Consider the following 17,121-nt stretch of genomic DNA (forward strand, 5'->3'; position numbering starts at 1 on the left):
AAGGGAAGTGTCCAATGCCCGCAATCGTGGCTCTGGTCAAACACGTACCGGATACCTGGTCCACCAAGTCCCTCGAGGAAGACCACACCCTCGACCGCACCAGCGTCGACAACGTCATCGACGAGATTAACGAGTACTCCGTCGAGCAGGCCCTGCGCCTGAAGGAGGCTAACCCCGAGTTCAAGGTCGTAGCACTAACCATGGGTCCAGCCGCCGCCGACGAGGCGCTGCGCAAGGCTCTTGCCATGGGCGCGGACGAGGCAGTGCACGTGCTTGATGACGCCCTCTCCGGCGCCGACGCGCTGTCCACCGCATGGACCCTGAACGCGGCCATCAACACTATTGAGGACGTGCAGGTTATTACCCTCGGCAACTCCTCTTCGGACGCATCCACCGGCCTGCTCGCAGGTCTGCTCGCCGAGTACCGCCAGCTGCCTGCGCTTACCGATCTGAAGTCCCTGAGCCTAGATGGCGGCGTCCTGCGCGGCGTCCGCGAGGATGCCCGCGGTCACTGGGAGCTCGAGGCGCCTGTGCCTGCGATCGTCTCCTTTACCGACAAGGCCGATAAGCCGCGTTTCCCCAACTTCAAGGGCCTCATGGCCGCGAAGAAGGCAGAGGTTAGCACCCTCGACGTCGCCAAGCTCGGCATCGAGGCAGTGGCGCCGACCACCACCGTTACGGCCTCTGCTCAGCGCCCAGCCCGTACCGCCGGCGAGGTCATTACCGAGCCGAACCCACAAGAAGCCGCCAAGCAGATCGCCGACTTCCTCGCCGCGAAGAACCTTATCTAGGAGAATAAATGTCTCACGTATACGTACTTGTAGAACACGAAGATAACGTCCTGAATCCTGTCACCGGCGAGCTCATTACCGCCGCTCGTGCCCTGGGCACCGTTTCTGCGGTCGTCGTCGGCAAGCAGGCCGATGCCTTCGATTCCGAGCTCGCAGCACTGGGTGCCGCCCAGATCGTCCAGGCGACCGCCGAGGACTACGACAAGCGCATCATTCTGCCCGAGGTCGATGCCCTGCACGCCCTCGCCGCCGCGAACCCAGCCCCAATCGTGCTGGCAGCCACCCCGACCAACAACGAGATCGCCGGCCGCCTTTCTGCGCGTTTGGCGGCTGGCGCCTTGGTCAACGTCGACGGCATCAACGCCGATAGTTCCGCACACCTGACCATCTTCGGCGGCTCCTACGAGACCACCGCCACCGCAGCCGGTGCCACCCCGATTTACACTCTGCGCCCTGGCGCCGTGACCGTTGATCCGCAGCCGGCTGCCGTCGCTCCCGCACCGATGCCGCTGCCCGCCGCCACCGCGAAGGACGTCACCGTTGCTTCCTTCACCCCGCACGAGAAGTCGGCTCGCCCAGAGCTGACCGCAGCGAAGGTCGTCGTCTCCGGCGGCCGCGGCGTTGAAGACAACTTCTCCACCATCGTGGAGCCGCTGGCTGACGCCCTCGGCGGCGCCGTCGGCGCCACCCGCGACGCTGTTGACCAGGGCTTCTACGACCCAGCACATCAAGTAGGCCAGACTGGCGTCACCGTGTCACCCGATCTCTACATCGCCCTCGGAATCTCCGGTGCCATCCAGCACACTTCCGGTATGCAGACCTCCGGCACCATCGTCGTGGTCAACCAGGACCAAGACGAGCCCTTTTTCCAGATCGCCGACCTCGGCGTCGTGGGCGACGTGCACGAGATCGCCCCGGCACTCGTTGCTGAGTTGGAGTCCCGCAAGTAATGTCTCGCTACTTCGACTATGCGGCCACCCAACCCATGCGCCAGGTGGCCATCGATGCTTGGGTTGCCGCCTCCGGGGCCGTTAACTCGGGAGCCCAGTATGCCTCTGGCAGGCGCGCTCGCTCCGTGCTTGACGACGCCCGCGAGAAAGTCGCCGAGCTCCTTGGCTGCGAACCCATCGAAGTGATCTTCACTTCTTCTGGAACTGAAGCAGACAACATCGCTATCCAGGGCCTTTACAAGGCTGGCAACACGAACCGCGTCATCTCGACGCCCATCGAGCATCCCGCTGTCCGCGACACCGTCGCACAGTTGAAGGGCGCGCAGGTGGATCTGCTGCCTGTCGACAGACACTCCCACGTCAGCGACCTCTCGCTGCTGGATACCCCGGCCGACGTCGCCACTTGCATGTGGGCCAACAACGAGACCGGTGCTATCCAGCCCATCGCTGAGTTCGCGGCGCGCGCGCAAGCTGCCGGGACGCCCGTTCACGTGGATGCGGTCCAGGTGGCAGGTAAGTTGCCCATTAACTTCCACGAGCTGGGGCTGACCACTCTGGCTGCGAGTGCCCACAAGTTCGGCGGCCCGCGCGGCATCGGACTCCTGCTGGCCAAGCGCAGCCCGGCACCGCAGCCCATCGCCTATGGCGGCGGCCAGGAACGTGGAATCCGCCCTGGCACAGTCGACGTCGCCAGTGCCTCGGCTCTAGCCGCAGCTCTCGAGGAGTCCATCGCCGAGATTCCTTCCGAGTCCCAGCGCGTGGGCCGGCTTCGCGACACCCTCCGCGCAGGCATCGTATCCAGCATTGACAACGTGGTGCTCAACTCCTCCGAGCCGATGCTTCCTTCGCACCTGCACGTTTCTTTCCCCGGAACTGATGGCGACAGCCTCATCATGCTGCTCGACTCGTTGGGCATCGAGGCGTCGACAGGCAGTGCATGCCATTCCGGTGTGAATCGCATGTCACACGTGCTGGAAGCAATGAATGTTTCCGAGGCCGATGGAATTGGTTCGCTACGCTTTACCCTCGGACGCAACACCACCCAAGAGGACGTTGACTTCGTGCTCCAGGAGCTGCCCGCAGTGGTAGCGCGTGCCCGCAGCGTTTAGGTAGCGATTCAGTACCAACCTCGCAGCCTTCTCACAGCGTATTCAGCCAGCGCAGGACTAGTGTTTAGGAGTGAATTTTTTCCTAGACCTTCCGCTGGCTGATCCTGTTAATGGCATCATTTACGTGGTCATCCTCGTGGGCGCAGTTGGCTTGATTGCATGGACCCGCAAGATAAAGCCGGTCTTGTTCGCCGTTGCTGCCGCGATCATCGCGTGGCTTTTCCTTCGGCACTGGGACGTTCCCGTCTACATTCTGATCGCGGGTGCCATTGCTATCGCTGCGTTGCTTCGCAAACCTAAGACTTCGACCGTGATCGCTGGGCTGTTGTCCTTGATCGCACTGGCCGGTTTGGTGAATTTGGAGTACCAAACGTACCCGACCGTCGGTTCCCTCGACCCTAGGCCCGTGGCCCAAGAGATCTCACCTTGGCAGTTGCCTACCTACAAGGGCCAAGGCGCTGCGACGGTGCATTTGAACCTGCAAGGGGAGAAGTCAGGCTTTAAGGCGCGGGAGGCCATCGCTTACCTGCCACCTGCTTATTTCCGCGGACAACGACTGCCAGTGATGGTGCTTCTCCACGGCAACCCGGGTGGACCTGAACAATGGTTTGGTTCAGGAGGCGCCGCGCAGACCGCGGACCAGTTCCAAGCAGCAAACGGAGGAGTTTCGCCAATCGTTATCGCGGTGGATGCGACTGGCTCGGAAACTGGAAATCCCGTATGCGCCGACTCTGCCCGTGCCAAGGTCATGACCTATCTCTCGCAGGACGTGCCCGCTGCAATCAAAAAGCAGCTGCGCGTAGACGAGGATCAGTCGCACTGGTCACTTGCAGGCTTGTCCTATGGCGGTACGTGTTCGCTGCAAGTGGCCACGAACCATCCCGCAAGTTACGGCAGTTACATGGACTTTTCCGGTCAAGCTGAGCCCACCCTGGGCAATCACTCGGACACCGTGACGAAGCTCTTCGAAGGCGACGAGCGCGCCTTCCAAGCACAAAATCCTGCGCACCTGCTTCAGAACAAGAAATATCCCAATCTTGCGGTGGCGTTCATTTCCGGCGATAAGGATAAAGATGCCCAGAGCGCGCAGAACGATCTCGCCGAGATGCTCCGGCAGGCAGGCGCTAAGAGCTACGTTGCCACGCTGCCCGGCGGCCATTCCTTCGGGGTTTGGCGGCCCGCGCTTAGACAAACCTTCGCGTGGGCTGCAGCCCGCGGAGGAATCCAAGTAGAACGAGACCCATTCGACGGAATTAAGGAATCCGATGTCCACGCTTAAGAAGCTCAAGTTCTTCCCAGTTACCGCAGCTCTTATCGCGGTGATGTGGGCTTTGCATCTGCTTGACTACGAATGGGTCGTCACCTCTGGGTTGAGTACCGTCACCATTGGTGGCTCGATAGTCGTGACCTTCTTTGCGCTCGTCTTTGGCATCCCCACAGAAAAGGTTTTGGGCAGCAAGAAATACTTCGTCGTTGGCCTTCTGGCACAAATGGTTTCGGCACCGCTCGCTCTTGTTATTGCCCGTGGAATTGAGATCACCGGCTTGAATCGATGGGGCGACGACTTGCTCCACAACTTCTTGTTTACGCCGGTTGGCTGGATCTTTGGCGCAGCCATGTATGCCTCAGCGATTATGCCCCGCCTGTGGAAGCGCCGCTTCCGAGTACTCATCATGGTGCTGGCCTTGACCAACGTCTTTTACGCCGGCTCTCTTGCAGATGTGCTTGGCCTTACCGCTGCGCTGCTTGGGCTTTTCTTGGGCATGTGGAGGCATCCTCAATCGCGTGCGACGCCCTCACTTCGCGAGCGGCGCGTCCTCGTTGCCCTGATTTTGGGCGCGGTTGCCATCAGCCCCGTCCTCGTGGCAATCAATCCCACCGCCGAAGGGCCCTTTTCTGACCTCACCCGACTCATGTGGGGGCCTGTGCTTTCCGACGTCTCCGTCGAAGTTCTGTGCACACTCGATTCCACGTCCGATGCGTGCATCTCGGCAGCTGACATTGCTCGCATGCATGGCTTTGGGCCCATGTTGGCCAACCTGATGCCGCTTCTTCTTCAGCTTGTATTGTGCTTTGGCTTGGTGCGCGGCCGGCGTGTTGCTTGGTCTCTTTCCTTGGTCGTCCAGCTCGCGTCCTTGGGCTTCCTCCTGATTCAGCTTTGGGATCTTGACCAAGATGGCTTCTTTTTGTATGGGGTTAATCTGTTTGAAGCGCTGCTTCCTTGGCTGTTCTGCATTGCTGTGTTGCTCTACTCGCACAAGCTTTTTAGCGTTCACGAATCCCCGCGCATGCTTAAGAAATACGCGGGCATCCTGGCCATTGTGGCTGCTTCCTGCTCGGCTGCGTGGCTGCTCGGAACGCTGCTGGTTAAGTCGGCGTTTGTAGGCGGGGCGTCGTTAAGCACTGCTCTTGCTGAGTGGCCGTTGCGATTCCTTCCTGCAGTGATCACACTGGTCGCTCCACACGAGCTGATCCCCGCCAGCGGTTTCGGCTGGTTCCTTTACGAATGGGTGGGCAACGTATGGTGGCTCGCAGTGATTTGGGCCCTGTGGCGCTGCTTTGCCGCCCCTTCGGATCCTCAGCAGGAGGCCGACCGTGTCAAGGCGCGCGAAATCCTGGAACGACGTTCTGGCGACCACCTCTCTTTCATGACTTTATGGCAGGGCAACCGATATTTCTTCGAGCGAGATTCCTACGTGGCCTACCGTGCTTCCAACGGAATTGCCCTGACTCTGGGCGGACCGGTCGGCGACGATATTTCGCGTGAGTTTGAAGACTTTGTCAGGACCGAAGGCATGACACCGGCGTGGTATTCCGTGAATGCTGACTTTGCTAATAACCACCCAGATTTTAAGCGTCTCGAGGTCGCCGAGGAAGCGGTGCTGAGCTGTGAGAACACCGAATTTAAGGGTAAGAAATTCCAGAACATCCGCACCGCGCGTAACAAGGCGGTCAAGGAAGGCGTCACAACTGTCTGGACCACTTGGGACGAACTCGACGTCGGTGTGGCATCCGCCCTCGTGGCACTGAGTGAGGAATGGGTGAGCGAGAAAGCGCTCCCAGAGATGGGGTTCACCTTGGGTGGTATCGAAGAAATGAAGGTGGCTGGCACGCGGCTCCTCCTAGCAATTGGTGATGATGGCATGATTCATGGCATGACCAGCTGGATGCCGGTCCGCCGTGATGGGCAACTTGTGGGGTATACGCTCGACGTGATGCGCCGCAATGATCAAGGTTTTAAGGGCGTGATGGAACTGCTCATCTCGGAGGCGCTTGTGATTGCGGCAGGAGAAGGCTGCGAGTGGATTTCGCTTTCTGGTGCGCCGTTGGCAGGATCAGCCGAGAAGCCATCCACACTTGATACTTTGCTCGCCAAAATAGGAGAGCAGATGGAACCTCTCTATGGATTCCGTTCTCTGGCTGCCAGTAAGAGGAAGTTTCAGCCTGAAGAGCACAAGTGGTTCCTTTGCTACGAGGACGAGCTATCGCTTCCTTCGATCGGTCTGGCAGTTGTTCACGCATACCTGCCCAACTTGAAAGCATCCGAGGCGCTTAACGCTCTTCGTCTTTCAAACAGTTAGCTCGGGCCTCCCTTCTTCTTGCTGCCACGGCCTCCATGAAAGTTCGCAACCAGTTGCGTTTCTTCGGAGCGAGGGGGCCTTCGGCTCGGGAGAATTCGTAGTGGCCATCGTCGAAGAGCCAGATGATGTCATTGGTTTCTTCGTCCATGATGTACCAGACGCGGCCGTCGGTCTTGAGGTTGTGGTGAGGCTGGCATAGACTCACCAAATTCGATGCTGTGGTTTGGCCTCCGTCTGCGAAGTTTATGCGGTGGTCCATCTGGCATTCCCAGGCTGGGCGGTCACAACCAGGGATGCGGCAGGTGAGGTCGCGCCCTTCGACGTACGCACGGATCGTGGCCGGTGTGGTGTAACTGCTGCTCACCGCGGTCTCGGCCTTTTCCATGTCACGAACGACAGTGGGTTCCAGTGTGTCCGCTACCTCAGCGGATACCCAGCCGACGTCTTGAATGAACGCAGGCGCATCCTTGAGGTCGCTAGCGCGGTACATGTTGAGGATGACTGTGGCTTGGGAATTAGCTTCTCCGCGAATGAGTGTTTCGAGGGCCTCGGCCGGAGTGATCTCTAGCTTTTCGGCGGTGTCTTTGATGTGTTTGTCTAGTTCGAATGCTGTGGCGGCGTCGTATTCGGCGCTGATGGCCTCTCGGCCGCCCGGTACTGGGTAGGTGGAGTAGGAATCATTTCGCTTTTCCTCTTCCTTTGATTCTGGCTCGATGTTGTCATCAAGTAGGCGGAGGAGGTCGTAGATGAATTTGGTGATGGCGCGGTTGGATGGAAGAACCTGCCGCGGCTTAGTGGGAGTGAAAAACTCGCACAACGCCGCGTCAATTTGCTCGAGAGCTTCCGGTGAAGGCGCGCCGAGTTTGTTGAGAGCGAGGTCGATGGCAGTGAGCCTGGATATGTCGAGGAAGTATGACTCATGTTGCAACGCAAGCAATTGAGGCAATTCGTGGATGCGGTATAGAGCGAAGAGAATCTTCTTTGTTTGGTAGGTACCGCGGCCTGTTGTGGTGGCTAGATTTTGGATAACTAGTTCGATATCTGCGTCGTGCTCTGGAATGCATTCGGCCCAGAGCTCGAACTCAAGCTTTCTTACTTCCCTGGCGGCAGTGGCTACAGGGCATGAGGTGTCATTGACCAAGTAGTATCCGTTCATTCCCCCAGGCCCCCGCCGTTAGAATATCTGTTTGTATGTTCATGCCCCTCATTCTAAACATGCACGGAGTTAAACTCAAGGGAAAATCGAAAATATGTACGAAAGAAGTGAAAGAGGTAAAAGTGGAAAAATATTATAAAAGATACGCGTGTTAATAAAGGGATAATTGGGTTTGTCTCGGTACAGTTACGCGCATGACTTCAAATAAGGGAATGCGCAAGGCCATCGTTGCTGTTGTTGGATCCGTTGCTCTAGCTATCGCAGGAACGATGACCGCCGGCGCTTGGACCTCGAGTGCCCCTTCGGGAATTGACATCGCAGCACACCAGCATCCAGGTGGAGCGCTGATTAATTGGAGTGACGTCAAGACTGACGGTCAGTCCTTCGCCTTCGTCAAGGCAAGTGAGGGCAGCGACTGGACAAACTCTTATTTTGTTGCTGATGCCAACGCAGCCTCTGCTGCGGGCCTCAAGGTTGGTGCTTATCACTACGCGCGCCCGGCGTCGTCAGCTTCAGCGCAGGCTGCCCACTTTGCGGCGCAGCTGGCGCTCGTGCCAGGTCAGACCCTGCCTCCTGTTCTTGACATTGAGGTAGACGAGGGCTTGTCACCGGTGCAACTAGCCAATTGGATTCGCCAATTCACCACCGAACTGCGCGCGCTTACCGGCCGTACCCCGATGATCTACACCTACAAGTACTTCTGGATGGGGCAGATGGGTAACACCAAGGAATTCTCCGATATGCCGCTCTGGCTCGCCGCATACCAGGATAAGGCCCCGGAACCAGTGGGTGGCTGGGACAAGATCTCCTTCTGGCAACGTTCCGGCTCCGGCCGCGTTAACGGCATTACCGGTCCGGTGGACATGAACCTGTTTAACGGTAGCGAGGGGCAGCTCGAGTCCTTCAGCAACGGCAACTACCTCGACATCGGCGGAATCCTTGAGGGGCTTGTGCTCGGCGACGCCGCACCAGACCTCAGCTCCAACAGTGGTCCGCTGATCGGAGCCATCCTCGCGTTGGCGGCAGGCATTATCGCGACGCCGCAGCTTGTCGACGCCGCCGAGCAGGCAGGTCTTGGCGGGAACGCTGCGGGCGTGTTCACGGACTTCGTCAAGCAGCTCACCCAGAATGGAACGCTGCCTATCGATGACCTCGTAGAAATGGCAACTGGCGACTTCACAGTCGGCGACTTGGCCATCCTTCTGGACAACGCGGGCCATATCGCTACGAAAAACGGCGTCAATCCAGACCAAGTAGAGCAGGCACAGGAAGCAGTTAATCAGCTCGCGCAGTAGCGCCCTGCATGTGCTTTTTGGTCCACTTCTCGTCTTTGTAATGGGCGGGGACAGCGCCACCTAACAGCAACTTTGACAGTTGTGCGGCTGCAACGGAGCCCGCAGCTGGCATTTCGCGATCAGAGCCCAAGAGGATGATGTTGCCGTAACGCCTGCCTTTGAGCATTGGTGGATCGGCAATAACGGAGATGTGTTCAAAGACCTGCGACATTCCCTGCAGCTCAGCTTTGGCGATAGACAAGTCGTGGTGATCGCCGCAGTTAGCTACGTAGAGGCCTCCGGGAGCGAGGGCGTCGTGAGCCGCACGGAAGAATTCAACCGTGGTGAGGGGATATGGCGTCGTGTCGCCTGCAAAGACGTCACGGATGATGACGTCGCGGCTGGCAGGGGCGAAACTGTCTGTAACCGCGCGGGCCTCGCCGGCGCGAATCTTTACGGTGGGCGAGCGGGGGACGTCGAAAAGCGTACGCACAAGCTCGCCCAGCTTTGCATCGAGCTCGACCACTGTGTGCCGTGATTTGGGCCAGATACTGGCGAAATAGCGGGGAAGGGAGCAGCCCGCGCCGCCCAAGTGGGTCATGCGCAGCGAAGCTGGATCGACTGGCAGAAGCGTTTCTACCGCCGCGGCAATCCACCGCATGTACTCGAACTCGAGGACTTCCGGGGAACCAATCACGATGTGGCTCGATGGCACACCATTGACCATGAGGATGTAACCATTGTCGTGATATTCGTCTGCGAGTACCTCAGCCGTGCCTGTGGAAATCTCGTAAGTGCCAACCAACTCATCCGTTTTGCGCATGTCTTTAAGCCTAGGGAATGTAGGAGCTGCGATTGTCGTTGGGCCTAAAAGGAGAAAAAGAGTAACGTATTCGGCCGAAGTAAAGGAGTATGTGTGCGAGTTCTCGTTGCGATGTCAGGTGGCGTCGATTCCTCGGTGGCTGCAGCCCGAGCGGTGGAGGCAGGCCACGACGTCGTGGGCGTGCACTTGGCCCTACATAAGGATGCTCAGCAGACCCGTGAGAAGGCGCGAGGCTGCTGCTCCTTGGAGGACTCTGCAGACGCGCGTCGCATCTGTGACAAGCTGGGCATTCCTTTCTACGTGTGGGATTTTTCCGAGCAGTTTAAAGAGGAGGTCATCGGGGACTTCGTGGATTCTTATGCCCGGGGCGAGACGCCGAATCCTTGTCTGCGGTGCAACGAGAAGATCAAGTTCCGGGCGCTGCTCCAAAAGGGCATGGCGCTCGGCTTCGATGCCGTAGCCACGGGCCATTACGCCACGCTTGACGACGCCGGCTACATGCGCCGTTCCAAGGACGAGAACAAGGATCAGTCCTATGTTCTCGGCGTGATTTCCGCAGAAGAGCTCGAGCATTGCTACTTCCCGATTGGTGATACCCCAAAGCCGCAGATTCGCGAGGAAGCGGCGCGGCATGGCTTTTCCACAGCGAAGAAGCCTGATTCCTACGACATCTGTTTCATCCCTGACGGCAATACCCAGGCTTTCTTGGGCTCGCGAATCGGATTGCGTCCGGGCATGATCGTGGACCAAGAGGGCCAGGAGCTCAAGCAACATGATGGTGCGTGGAACTACACTATTGGTCAGCGCAAGGGCCTTGACATCAAGGAGCCTACGGCGGATGGTCGCCCGCGCTACGTCACCGACATCGATGCAGCGAGCGGCACTGTGACCGTGGGGTCGCGCGAGGATTTGGCGGTTTCAACGATTCAGGCAGATCGCCTGAAGTATCTGCACCCGGCCATGGACGGCGAGCTGGAGTGCGAGGTTCAGGTTCGCGCGCACGGGTCGGTTGTGCCTTGCAAGGCATACGTGGATCGCGATGGCGACAAGATGACGCTGGAGCTGAAAGAACCGCTCTCCGGTGTTGCACGCGGCCAAGCCGCAGTGCTGTACCTGCCAAGCCCCGATGAGCTGGGCGACATCGTCTTGGGTTCCGGCACCATCTGCGGGACGGCATAGTGACGGGCTTTTCGCTGGGGCCGATGCGTGGGGTTTCCATGACGGAGGCTGCCGACATCGTGATGGGCGAGTCTGGGCATCTGCCGGCGATTCCGCAGCTTCCCGAGCGCGGGCTTGGTGCGGATGCCGTGGGCTCTACGGCCGCGCTTTTAGAAGCGGTCAACGTTGACCGCGGCCCACGCGCGTGGCAGATGACCCAGCGCCCACAGCTGATGATGCGACGCACCTGGGATCTGTGGGAGCGTGATTTGGACGCCATCCAAGAGGTATGGGGCGAGTCTGTTCCCGTCTTAAAGATGCAGGTTTTGGGGCCGTGGAGCTTAGCAGCGGCGGTGGAGCTTTCGAATGGACACCGCGTGCTTTCCGACGCCGGCGCTACCCGCGATCTGCATGAAGCCCTGCAGATGGGCATCGCGGATCACGTGGCTAAGTTGCAGCGGCGTTTTCACGGTCAGGTGCGGGTGCAGGTGGATGAGCCTTTGCTTGGCGACGTCCTTACTGGAAAGGTCCCCGGGACCACCGACTTTGACGAGATTCGCGCGGTCCCAGCGGAAGTTGCTCGGGAGAAGCTCAAGGAGTTGGGTGCGGACTATCTCGTTTCGGGGACGCATTGGGAAATCGCCGATGCCGCGGAAACATTCGTGACTGACTTCGTTGGGCTTGACACGGCAAAGAACATCGATGGCCTTGGCGAGTTCTTAAGCGAAGGCAAGCGAATCGGTTTCGCAATCGCGGGTGTCGATGCGCGGGCAGAAGCAGTGGCTGTGGCCCGGCACTTTGACCGCATGGGTATGCCACGTGAGCTGCTGGTGGATGCGGTGGACGTGGTGCCAAGGGAGGCGTCGGCAAGCACGCTGCGCTCGGTCGTGGAGACGGCGGGCATGTTGGTGCGCGACGCCGGTGATCTCTAGCTAGTCGACCCTGCCGAGTTTGTCGGTGGAGTTGAAGAAGCGCTCCATGTAGGGGATGACGAATTGCAGCTCGCCGTGGGCGGCGGGCTCGATGAGGTCGGCGTCGATAAGCCTTTGGCGCGTTGCCGAAAGCGAGCGGACCGTGCGGCCTTGGCTTTCTGCAATCTCCGTAATCGTGGCGATGCCATCAACGGAAGCACTAGACATCGAGTCAAGGAACTGGCGCTGAGCAGGAGGCAGCGAAGACGCGGCGGGCAAGTGCACTTGAGTGCACAGGATGGAAATGGCTTCGTCGGCAATGCTGTCTACGTCTGAAGCTTCAATCTGGGTCTCGTCGCGGGCGTATGCGCGCTCCCAAGCCAAGGAACCCACCAGCTGAACGAGGTATGGGTAGCCCTTCGACAGCTCGACGGCCTTGCTGATTGCCTCCGATGAGAAATTAAGGCCCGAGTCAGCTGCGGTGGCAGTAAAGGCTTCGGAGGCGTTGCCTGCAGAAAGCGGACCCAGAACGAATCTTTGGGCGCGGCGTAAGAAAGTAACGCCTGGGAGATCGAGCAGGCGGTTGACGCCTTGCGGCAATCCGGCGGCGACAAAGGAAATGTCGAGCTCATAGCGCAGGAGATCCTGGTAGGCCACTGCGATAGAAGTGAGGTCTTCTACTGAGGCGTCTTGAACTTCGTCGATGCTGAGCAGAATTCCGACCCCGCCGATTCCGATGCGGTTGATTTTCCGCTTATCTCGGGGCGCGAGTTGCTCGATCAACCGCGGAATGGTGGTCTCGACGAGCTCCTCGACCATGTTGGTGCGCCCAGAAGCTCGAATGCATATCCAGCCTTGTGCTTTCGCAGAATCCTCCAGTTCATTGAGCAGAACCGTCTTTCCGATACCGCGTGCACCGCTGACGATCATCGTGCGAGCGGAGGCGCCGGCTGGGGACTACAGGGCATTGCGGAATGCATCGAGCACAGCAGTGCGGCCCACCCAATAAAGAGGCGGGACTCCGAAGGTGGGGCGGAAAGGATTACTGCGGGTGCTCATAGACGGCAAGGCTACCTCAAGATGGGAGATTTTGGAGATTTGGGAGACTTTTCGGAGGTTGGAGATTTGGGAGACTTAGCTAATCATCGGCCACGCAGTGGAGACGTCGTTTGCGTCCTTACCTTGGCCTTCCAAGTACTTCTTGAAGGACTCGCGGTCCTTGTACCACTCGACGGCCTGGTACTCCATGAGCTCGGTGGTGTCCATTTGGGCCAGTTCTGGGAAGTGCTGACGCACCTGCATCCAGGCGATGCGAGCTGCGGCGAGTGCGTCCGAGGTTGCTTCGTGAGCGTTTTCGAGGGTGACGCCGTAGTGTGCAGAAACGTCGCCAAGCGTGCGCTTGCCCTTGCGCCACTTGTCCTTGACGCGGTCGATGACGAAGGGATCGAAAACCGGACCGTCAACCGTGAAATCGCCCGTGAGTGCGCGCAAAACGGAGAGGTCATAGGCGGCGTTGTAGACGATGAGCGTCAGACCGTCGTCCCACGCCTGACGGATGGAGCGGACCGTCTGGGCTAGGACTTCGTCGTGTGGCTGACCCTCCGCGCGTGCCTTTTCAGTGGTGATGCCATGGATCTTGGCGGCTGCCTCGGGGATTTCCACGCCGGGGTCTGCGAGCATTTCGCGTTTGTCGACGTCGCGTCCATCAATGCGCACCAACGCAGAGGTAACGATGCGCGCTTCTTTGGGGTTGACGGAGGTGGTTTCGAGGTCGAAGGAGAGCATGCGGGTGGCGTCGAAGTTCATGTGAAACACTCTAGCGCTTGGATCGGACACGGACTGAGGCACTCGGTGTCGGAGGTGATGACTAGACTGGTTGACCGTGACTAACTCTGCAGAAAACTCCGTAGATATCCAACGAAAGTGGTCCGAGCTTGCGCAAGAAGTGCGCAAGCACCGCGAGCTCTATTACAACGGTGAGCCTTCGATCCCTGACGCTGACTTTGACGAACTGTTTCAGCGCCTGCTCAAGCTTGAGGCGGAGCATCCTGAGTTGGCTGTTCCCGATTCACCCACCCAACAGGTTGGTGCGGCGCCGGAGGGCGCTGCGGATATTGAGCACTTGGAGCGCCTCTACAGCTTGGACAATGTATTCAATGAATCGGAGATGCAGGATTGGCTCGACCGAACCCCGGCGCAGACTTACCTGACTGAGCTGAAGATTGATGGCCTGTCCATCGACTTGGTCTATCGGGATGGCAAGCTGACCACGGCGGCAACCCGTGGCGACGGCCGCGTGGGAGAGGACATAACCGCCAATGCCAAGGTGATTACGGATATCCCGCACGAGCTAAGCGGCACTGATGAGTATCCTGTGCCGGCGCTGGTTGAGGTTCGCGGCGAGGTCTACATGCGCCCTGACGAGTTTGCGGAGATCAACGCGGCGCGCCGCGAGGATGGCAAGCCGACGTTTGCCAACCCGCGTAATGCTGCGGCAGGTGGCCTGCGCATGAAGGACCCCAACGAGGTGAAGAAGCGCCGCCTACACATGGTGTGCCACGGTATTGGCGCACGTGATGGCTTCCAACCAAGCTCCCAACATGATGCCTACCAGGCCTTGGAGGCCTGGGGATTCCCAGTCTCGCCGTACACCAAGCAGGTTAAATCAGCGGCCGCAGTGCAAAAGGAAATCAAGCACTGGGCGGAACACCGTCATGACGCCTATTTCGAGATGGACGGCCTTGTGGTTAAGGTCGACGACTTGGCTTCGCAGCGTGCGTTGGGTGCGACGTCCCGCGCGCCGCGTTGGGCCATCGCTTATAAATACCCGCCTGAGGAGGTGACCACCAAGCTGCTGGACATTGAGGTAGGAGTGGGTCGCACGGGCAGGATCACGCCATTCGCGGTGATGGAACCGGTGTTTGTCTCAGGCTCCACGGTGTCGAAGGCGACCCTCCACAATCAGTTCGAGGTCAAGAACAAGGGCGTTATGATTGGGGACACCATCATCATCCGCAAGGCGGGCGAGATTATCCCTGAGGTGCTGGGACCGGTTCTTGAGCTGCGCGATGATAGCGTGTACGAGTGGGTTTTCCCAGAGAATTGTCCTTCCTGCGGCACTAAGCTGGCACCGCAAAAAGACGGTGACCAAGACTGGCGTTGCCCGAATACGCGCAGCTGCCCAGCTCAGCTTTCCGCCCGCCTTGAGTACTTGGCCTCCCGCAAGGGTATGGACATTGAGGCATTGGGCGAGAAGGCCGCGGTAGATCTCATTGAGTCGGGCGTGCTTGTTGACGAAGCGGATCTTTTCGACCTCGACGAAGAAAAGCTTCTGAAGTCCTCTGCCTATACGACAAAAGCAGGCAAGCTCAACGCGCAAGGCAAGAAGCTGTTGAAGAACTTGGAAAGCGCGCGGCAGACTGACTTTTGGCGAGTGCTTGTTAGCCTGTCCATTCGCCACGTTGGCCCGATTGCAGCGCGTGCACTGGCCACCAGGTACCGCTCGATGGAGGCGCTGCGGGCAGCGTCGGAAAGCGAGCTCGCGGATACCGACGGCGTAGGCGGGATCATCGCGGCGTCGTTTAAGGCGTGGTTCGAGGAAGATTGGCATCGCAACATCGTCGAGAAGTGGGCTGCCGCAGGCGTGACCATGGAGGATACCGCTACGGAGCAACACGAGCAGACCCTGGAAGGCTTGACCATCGTGGTGACGGGCACGCTGGAGAACTTCTCTCGCGACTCGGCCAAGGAGGCCATCATTACGCGCGGCGGCAAGGCATCGGGCTCGGTGTCCAAGAAAACGGACTACGTGGTGGTCGGTGAGAACGCTGGTTCTAAGGAAACCAAGGCACGTGAGCTGGGTCTTACCATCCTGGATGAAGCCGGATTCCAGCGCTTGTTGGAGACTGGCGAGGCTTAGGCGATGAAGCTGGCGGCCTTTGACCTGGATGGCACCGTCTACTTCGACGGAAGTGTGCCTGATGGCATTGCGGAGGAAATCGCTGCTTGGCGTGCCGCCGGCAACTTAGCGGTGGTGGCCACGGGCAAGTCTGCATTCTCTGCGCGCCGCGACTTGCGTGGCTCGGGGCTCGAATTTGATTACTACCTGCTGTGTAACGGGACCGTCATCATGGACGGTGAGTGGAACCTGCTCTATGAAAGCCACGTGTCACCGGAGGTGGTCGAAGCGGTTTATACCAAGCTTCACGACGTCCCGGCTATCGACCTGTATTGCACGCGGCTGCGTGAGCGTGACGGGGCGCTGCTGCGCAAGGTAGAAGGGTTGCACAACCCGATTATTAAAGACCCAGTTCCGGTTGAGCTTAACGCTGGTGTCTTTCCGTTGGTGGCGGTGTGGACGCCGGGGCAGAAGAACCTGCAGCTGGAGATCGCCTCGTGGGTGCGGCAGCGCTTCGACGTTGGTACGGCGATGAACCGGAATTTCTTCGATATCACGCCGCCGGGCCATGACAAGGGGTTCGCTATCAACTGGTTGCTCGAGTACCTGCACCGCCCCCGTGCCGAGATGCAGGTGATCACCTTTGGCGATGGACACAACGACCTGCCCATGCATGCGCTTGCCGACGTCTCGGTAACCTTTCCGTGGGCCGCGCCTGAGGTGCAGGCGGCATGCGATGTTGTTGCCGAAGACGTGATCACGGCCTTGAGGGGCCTAGAAAACTAATGCGGCTCTTTGCGCAACTAGCGCAGGAATGCCCCCAAGATAGTTCCCAAGTGTCCAAGGTGCTCGACCTCTGATGCGAGGTAGTCAGGTCCACCGACGCGGCCCATTACGATGACGTAGTTGGTGCCAACGAGGGGGGCAGCGGCTAGTGCAGAATCAAGGAGTGCCCAGGACTCAGGGATCCAGTGCTCGCGCTCAGGGTGAAGGACTCGGGCGGTGTCTACGGCGATGCTAGTGGGGATGGAGCCGTCATCTTCTGGTGCGGCATCGGAGCCAGCCACGCGGCTGATGGGGGCATTGTTGTTGATTACGATGGCCCAGTTAGAGGTAAGTGCCTTCGGGATTGCGGCGCATACTTCCTGCATAGCGGCGGTGACGTTGTTCTTGGAAGCGACGTCGGCAAGCAAGCTAATCTGGCCGCGGCGGTCGACGCGGCCACTAAATGGTCGGATGGAGTCGATCTCTACGCCGTCGACGCCTTGCGCGGCTGTAATAATCTCATCCGCCATGGTCCCTTGCGGAAGTTCGATGACAATGTCATCCATGACAGTTCCGTCGGGGAAGTTTTCCACGATGTCTACCGATTGAATATTGGCATTGACGTTGCCTAACGCGTCCGCCAGCAAGCCTAAACTGCCAGGTGTGTCTGGAATGAGGACGCGTACGAGGAAGGACATGGCTAAC

Annotated in this window: 15 protein-coding genes; 10 read left to right on the top strand and 5 right to left on the bottom strand. The window is 59.1% G+C overall.

The features are described 5' to 3' along the window. Positions 1 to 14: 14 nt before the first annotated feature. The 5 genes from HMPREF0308_RS12275 to HMPREF0308_RS12295 all read left to right on the top strand — a co-directional run bounded on the left by HMPREF0308_RS12275 (position 15) and on the right by HMPREF0308_RS12295 (position 6,431). On the top strand, positions 15 to 791 hold the full coding sequence (locus HMPREF0308_RS12275) for an electron transfer flavoprotein subunit beta/FixA family protein (RefSeq protein ID WP_005532089.1): 777 nt from the start codon (positions 15 to 17) through the stop codon (positions 789 to 791). An 8-nt stretch (positions 792 to 799) separates the two neighbouring features. Next, positions 800 to 1,741: an electron transfer flavoprotein subunit alpha/FixB family protein gene (locus tag HMPREF0308_RS12280; protein WP_005532091.1), complete on the top strand. Its 942-nt coding sequence runs from the start codon at positions 800 to 802 to the stop codon at positions 1,739 to 1,741. After that, positions 1,741 to 2,850 carry a cysteine desulfurase family protein gene (locus HMPREF0308_RS12285; protein WP_005532092.1) on the top strand — a complete coding sequence of 370 codons (1,110 nt, stop codon included), beginning with the start codon at positions 1,741 to 1,743 and terminating at the stop codon, positions 2,848 to 2,850. Before HMPREF0308_RS12280 ends, HMPREF0308_RS12285 begins: the two co-directional genes overlap by 1 nt. 70 nt (positions 2,851 to 2,920) lie before the next feature. Beyond that, the gene (locus HMPREF0308_RS12290) at positions 2,921 to 4,129 is read left to right on the top strand and encodes an alpha/beta hydrolase (RefSeq protein ID WP_005532093.1); all 1,209 of its coding nucleotides are present in this window, start codon (positions 2,921 to 2,923) and stop codon (positions 4,127 to 4,129) included. Beyond that, positions 4,116 to 6,431: a bifunctional lysylphosphatidylglycerol flippase/synthetase MprF gene (locus HMPREF0308_RS12295; RefSeq protein ID WP_005532094.1), complete on the top strand. Its 2,316-nt coding sequence runs from the start codon at positions 4,116 to 4,118 to the stop codon at positions 6,429 to 6,431. The genes HMPREF0308_RS12290 and HMPREF0308_RS12295 overlap by 14 nt, the downstream gene beginning before the upstream one ends. On the opposite strand, the gene HMPREF0308_RS12300 is transcribed toward HMPREF0308_RS12295, so the two are convergent. After that, entirely contained in the window at positions 6,403 to 7,587 is a 1,185-nt protein-coding gene (locus tag HMPREF0308_RS12300) for an HNH endonuclease signature motif containing protein (RefSeq protein WP_005532095.1), read from the bottom strand. The genes HMPREF0308_RS12295 and HMPREF0308_RS12300 overlap by 29 nt on opposite strands. Before the next feature lie 194 nt (positions 7,588 to 7,781). Between HMPREF0308_RS12300 and HMPREF0308_RS12305 the strand changes: the two genes are divergently transcribed. Continuing rightward, positions 7,782 to 8,882, top strand: coding sequence for a glycoside hydrolase family 25 protein (locus HMPREF0308_RS12305; protein ID WP_049146429.1), 1,101 nt, complete (start codon positions 7,782 to 7,784; stop codon positions 8,880 to 8,882). Here HMPREF0308_RS12305 and HMPREF0308_RS12310 read toward each other — a convergent pair. After that, positions 8,863 to 9,684 (bottom strand): spermidine synthase, encoded by an 822-nt coding sequence (locus tag HMPREF0308_RS12310; RefSeq protein ID WP_005532097.1) that lies wholly within the window; start codon positions 9,682 to 9,684, stop codon positions 8,863 to 8,865. The two genes, HMPREF0308_RS12305 and HMPREF0308_RS12310, sit on opposite strands and share 20 nt — an antisense overlap. A gap of 93 nt (positions 9,685 to 9,777) precedes the next feature. On the opposite strand from HMPREF0308_RS12310, the gene mnmA reads away from it, so the two are divergent. Beyond that, on the top strand, positions 9,778 to 10,863 hold the full coding sequence (mnmA, locus tag HMPREF0308_RS12315) for a tRNA 2-thiouridine(34) synthase MnmA (protein ID WP_034657604.1): 1,086 nt from the start codon (positions 9,778 to 9,780) through the stop codon (positions 10,861 to 10,863). Then, a complete protein-coding gene (locus HMPREF0308_RS12320) occupies positions 10,863 to 11,774 on the top strand; it encodes a uroporphyrinogen decarboxylase/cobalamine-independent methonine synthase family protein (protein WP_005532100.1) in 912 nt (303 codons plus the stop codon). Before mnmA ends, HMPREF0308_RS12320 begins: the two co-directional genes overlap by 1 nt. On the opposite strand, the gene HMPREF0308_RS12325 is transcribed toward HMPREF0308_RS12320, so the two are convergent. Further along, positions 11,775 to 12,683, bottom strand: a complete 909-nt coding sequence (locus tag HMPREF0308_RS12325) for an ATP-binding protein (RefSeq protein WP_005532102.1) — start codon at positions 12,681 to 12,683, stop codon at positions 11,775 to 11,777. A gap of 204 nt (positions 12,684 to 12,887) precedes the next feature. Continuing rightward, positions 12,888 to 13,559: a 3'-5' exonuclease gene (locus tag HMPREF0308_RS12330; RefSeq protein ID WP_005532105.1), complete on the bottom strand. Its 672-nt coding sequence runs from the start codon at positions 13,557 to 13,559 to the stop codon at positions 12,888 to 12,890. Between the two features lie 76 nt (positions 13,560 to 13,635). Here HMPREF0308_RS12330 and ligA point away from each other — a divergent pair, with 76 nt between their 5' ends. Both ligA and HMPREF0308_RS12340 read left to right on the top strand, forming a co-directional pair. Continuing rightward, complete coding sequence (gene ligA, locus HMPREF0308_RS12335; RefSeq protein ID WP_034657639.1) at positions 13,636 to 15,672, top strand: NAD-dependent DNA ligase LigA; 2,037 nt, start codon at positions 13,636 to 13,638, stop codon at positions 15,670 to 15,672. A gap of 3 nt (positions 15,673 to 15,675) precedes the next feature. Next, a complete protein-coding gene (locus HMPREF0308_RS12340) occupies positions 15,676 to 16,437 on the top strand; it encodes an HAD family hydrolase (RefSeq protein WP_005532108.1) in 762 nt (253 codons plus the stop codon). Between the two features lie 17 nt (positions 16,438 to 16,454). On the opposite strand, the gene HMPREF0308_RS12345 is transcribed toward HMPREF0308_RS12340, so the two are convergent. Beyond that, positions 16,455 to 17,114 (bottom strand): ACT domain-containing protein, encoded by a 660-nt coding sequence (locus HMPREF0308_RS12345; RefSeq protein ID WP_034657605.1) that lies wholly within the window; start codon positions 17,112 to 17,114, stop codon positions 16,455 to 16,457. Positions 17,115 to 17,121 lie beyond the last annotated feature (7 nt).

The sequence above is a fragment of the Corynebacterium striatum ATCC 6940 genome, from assembly GCF_000159135.1.
Classification (GTDB): Bacteria; Actinomycetota; Actinomycetes; order Mycobacteriales; family Mycobacteriaceae; genus Corynebacterium; species Corynebacterium striatum.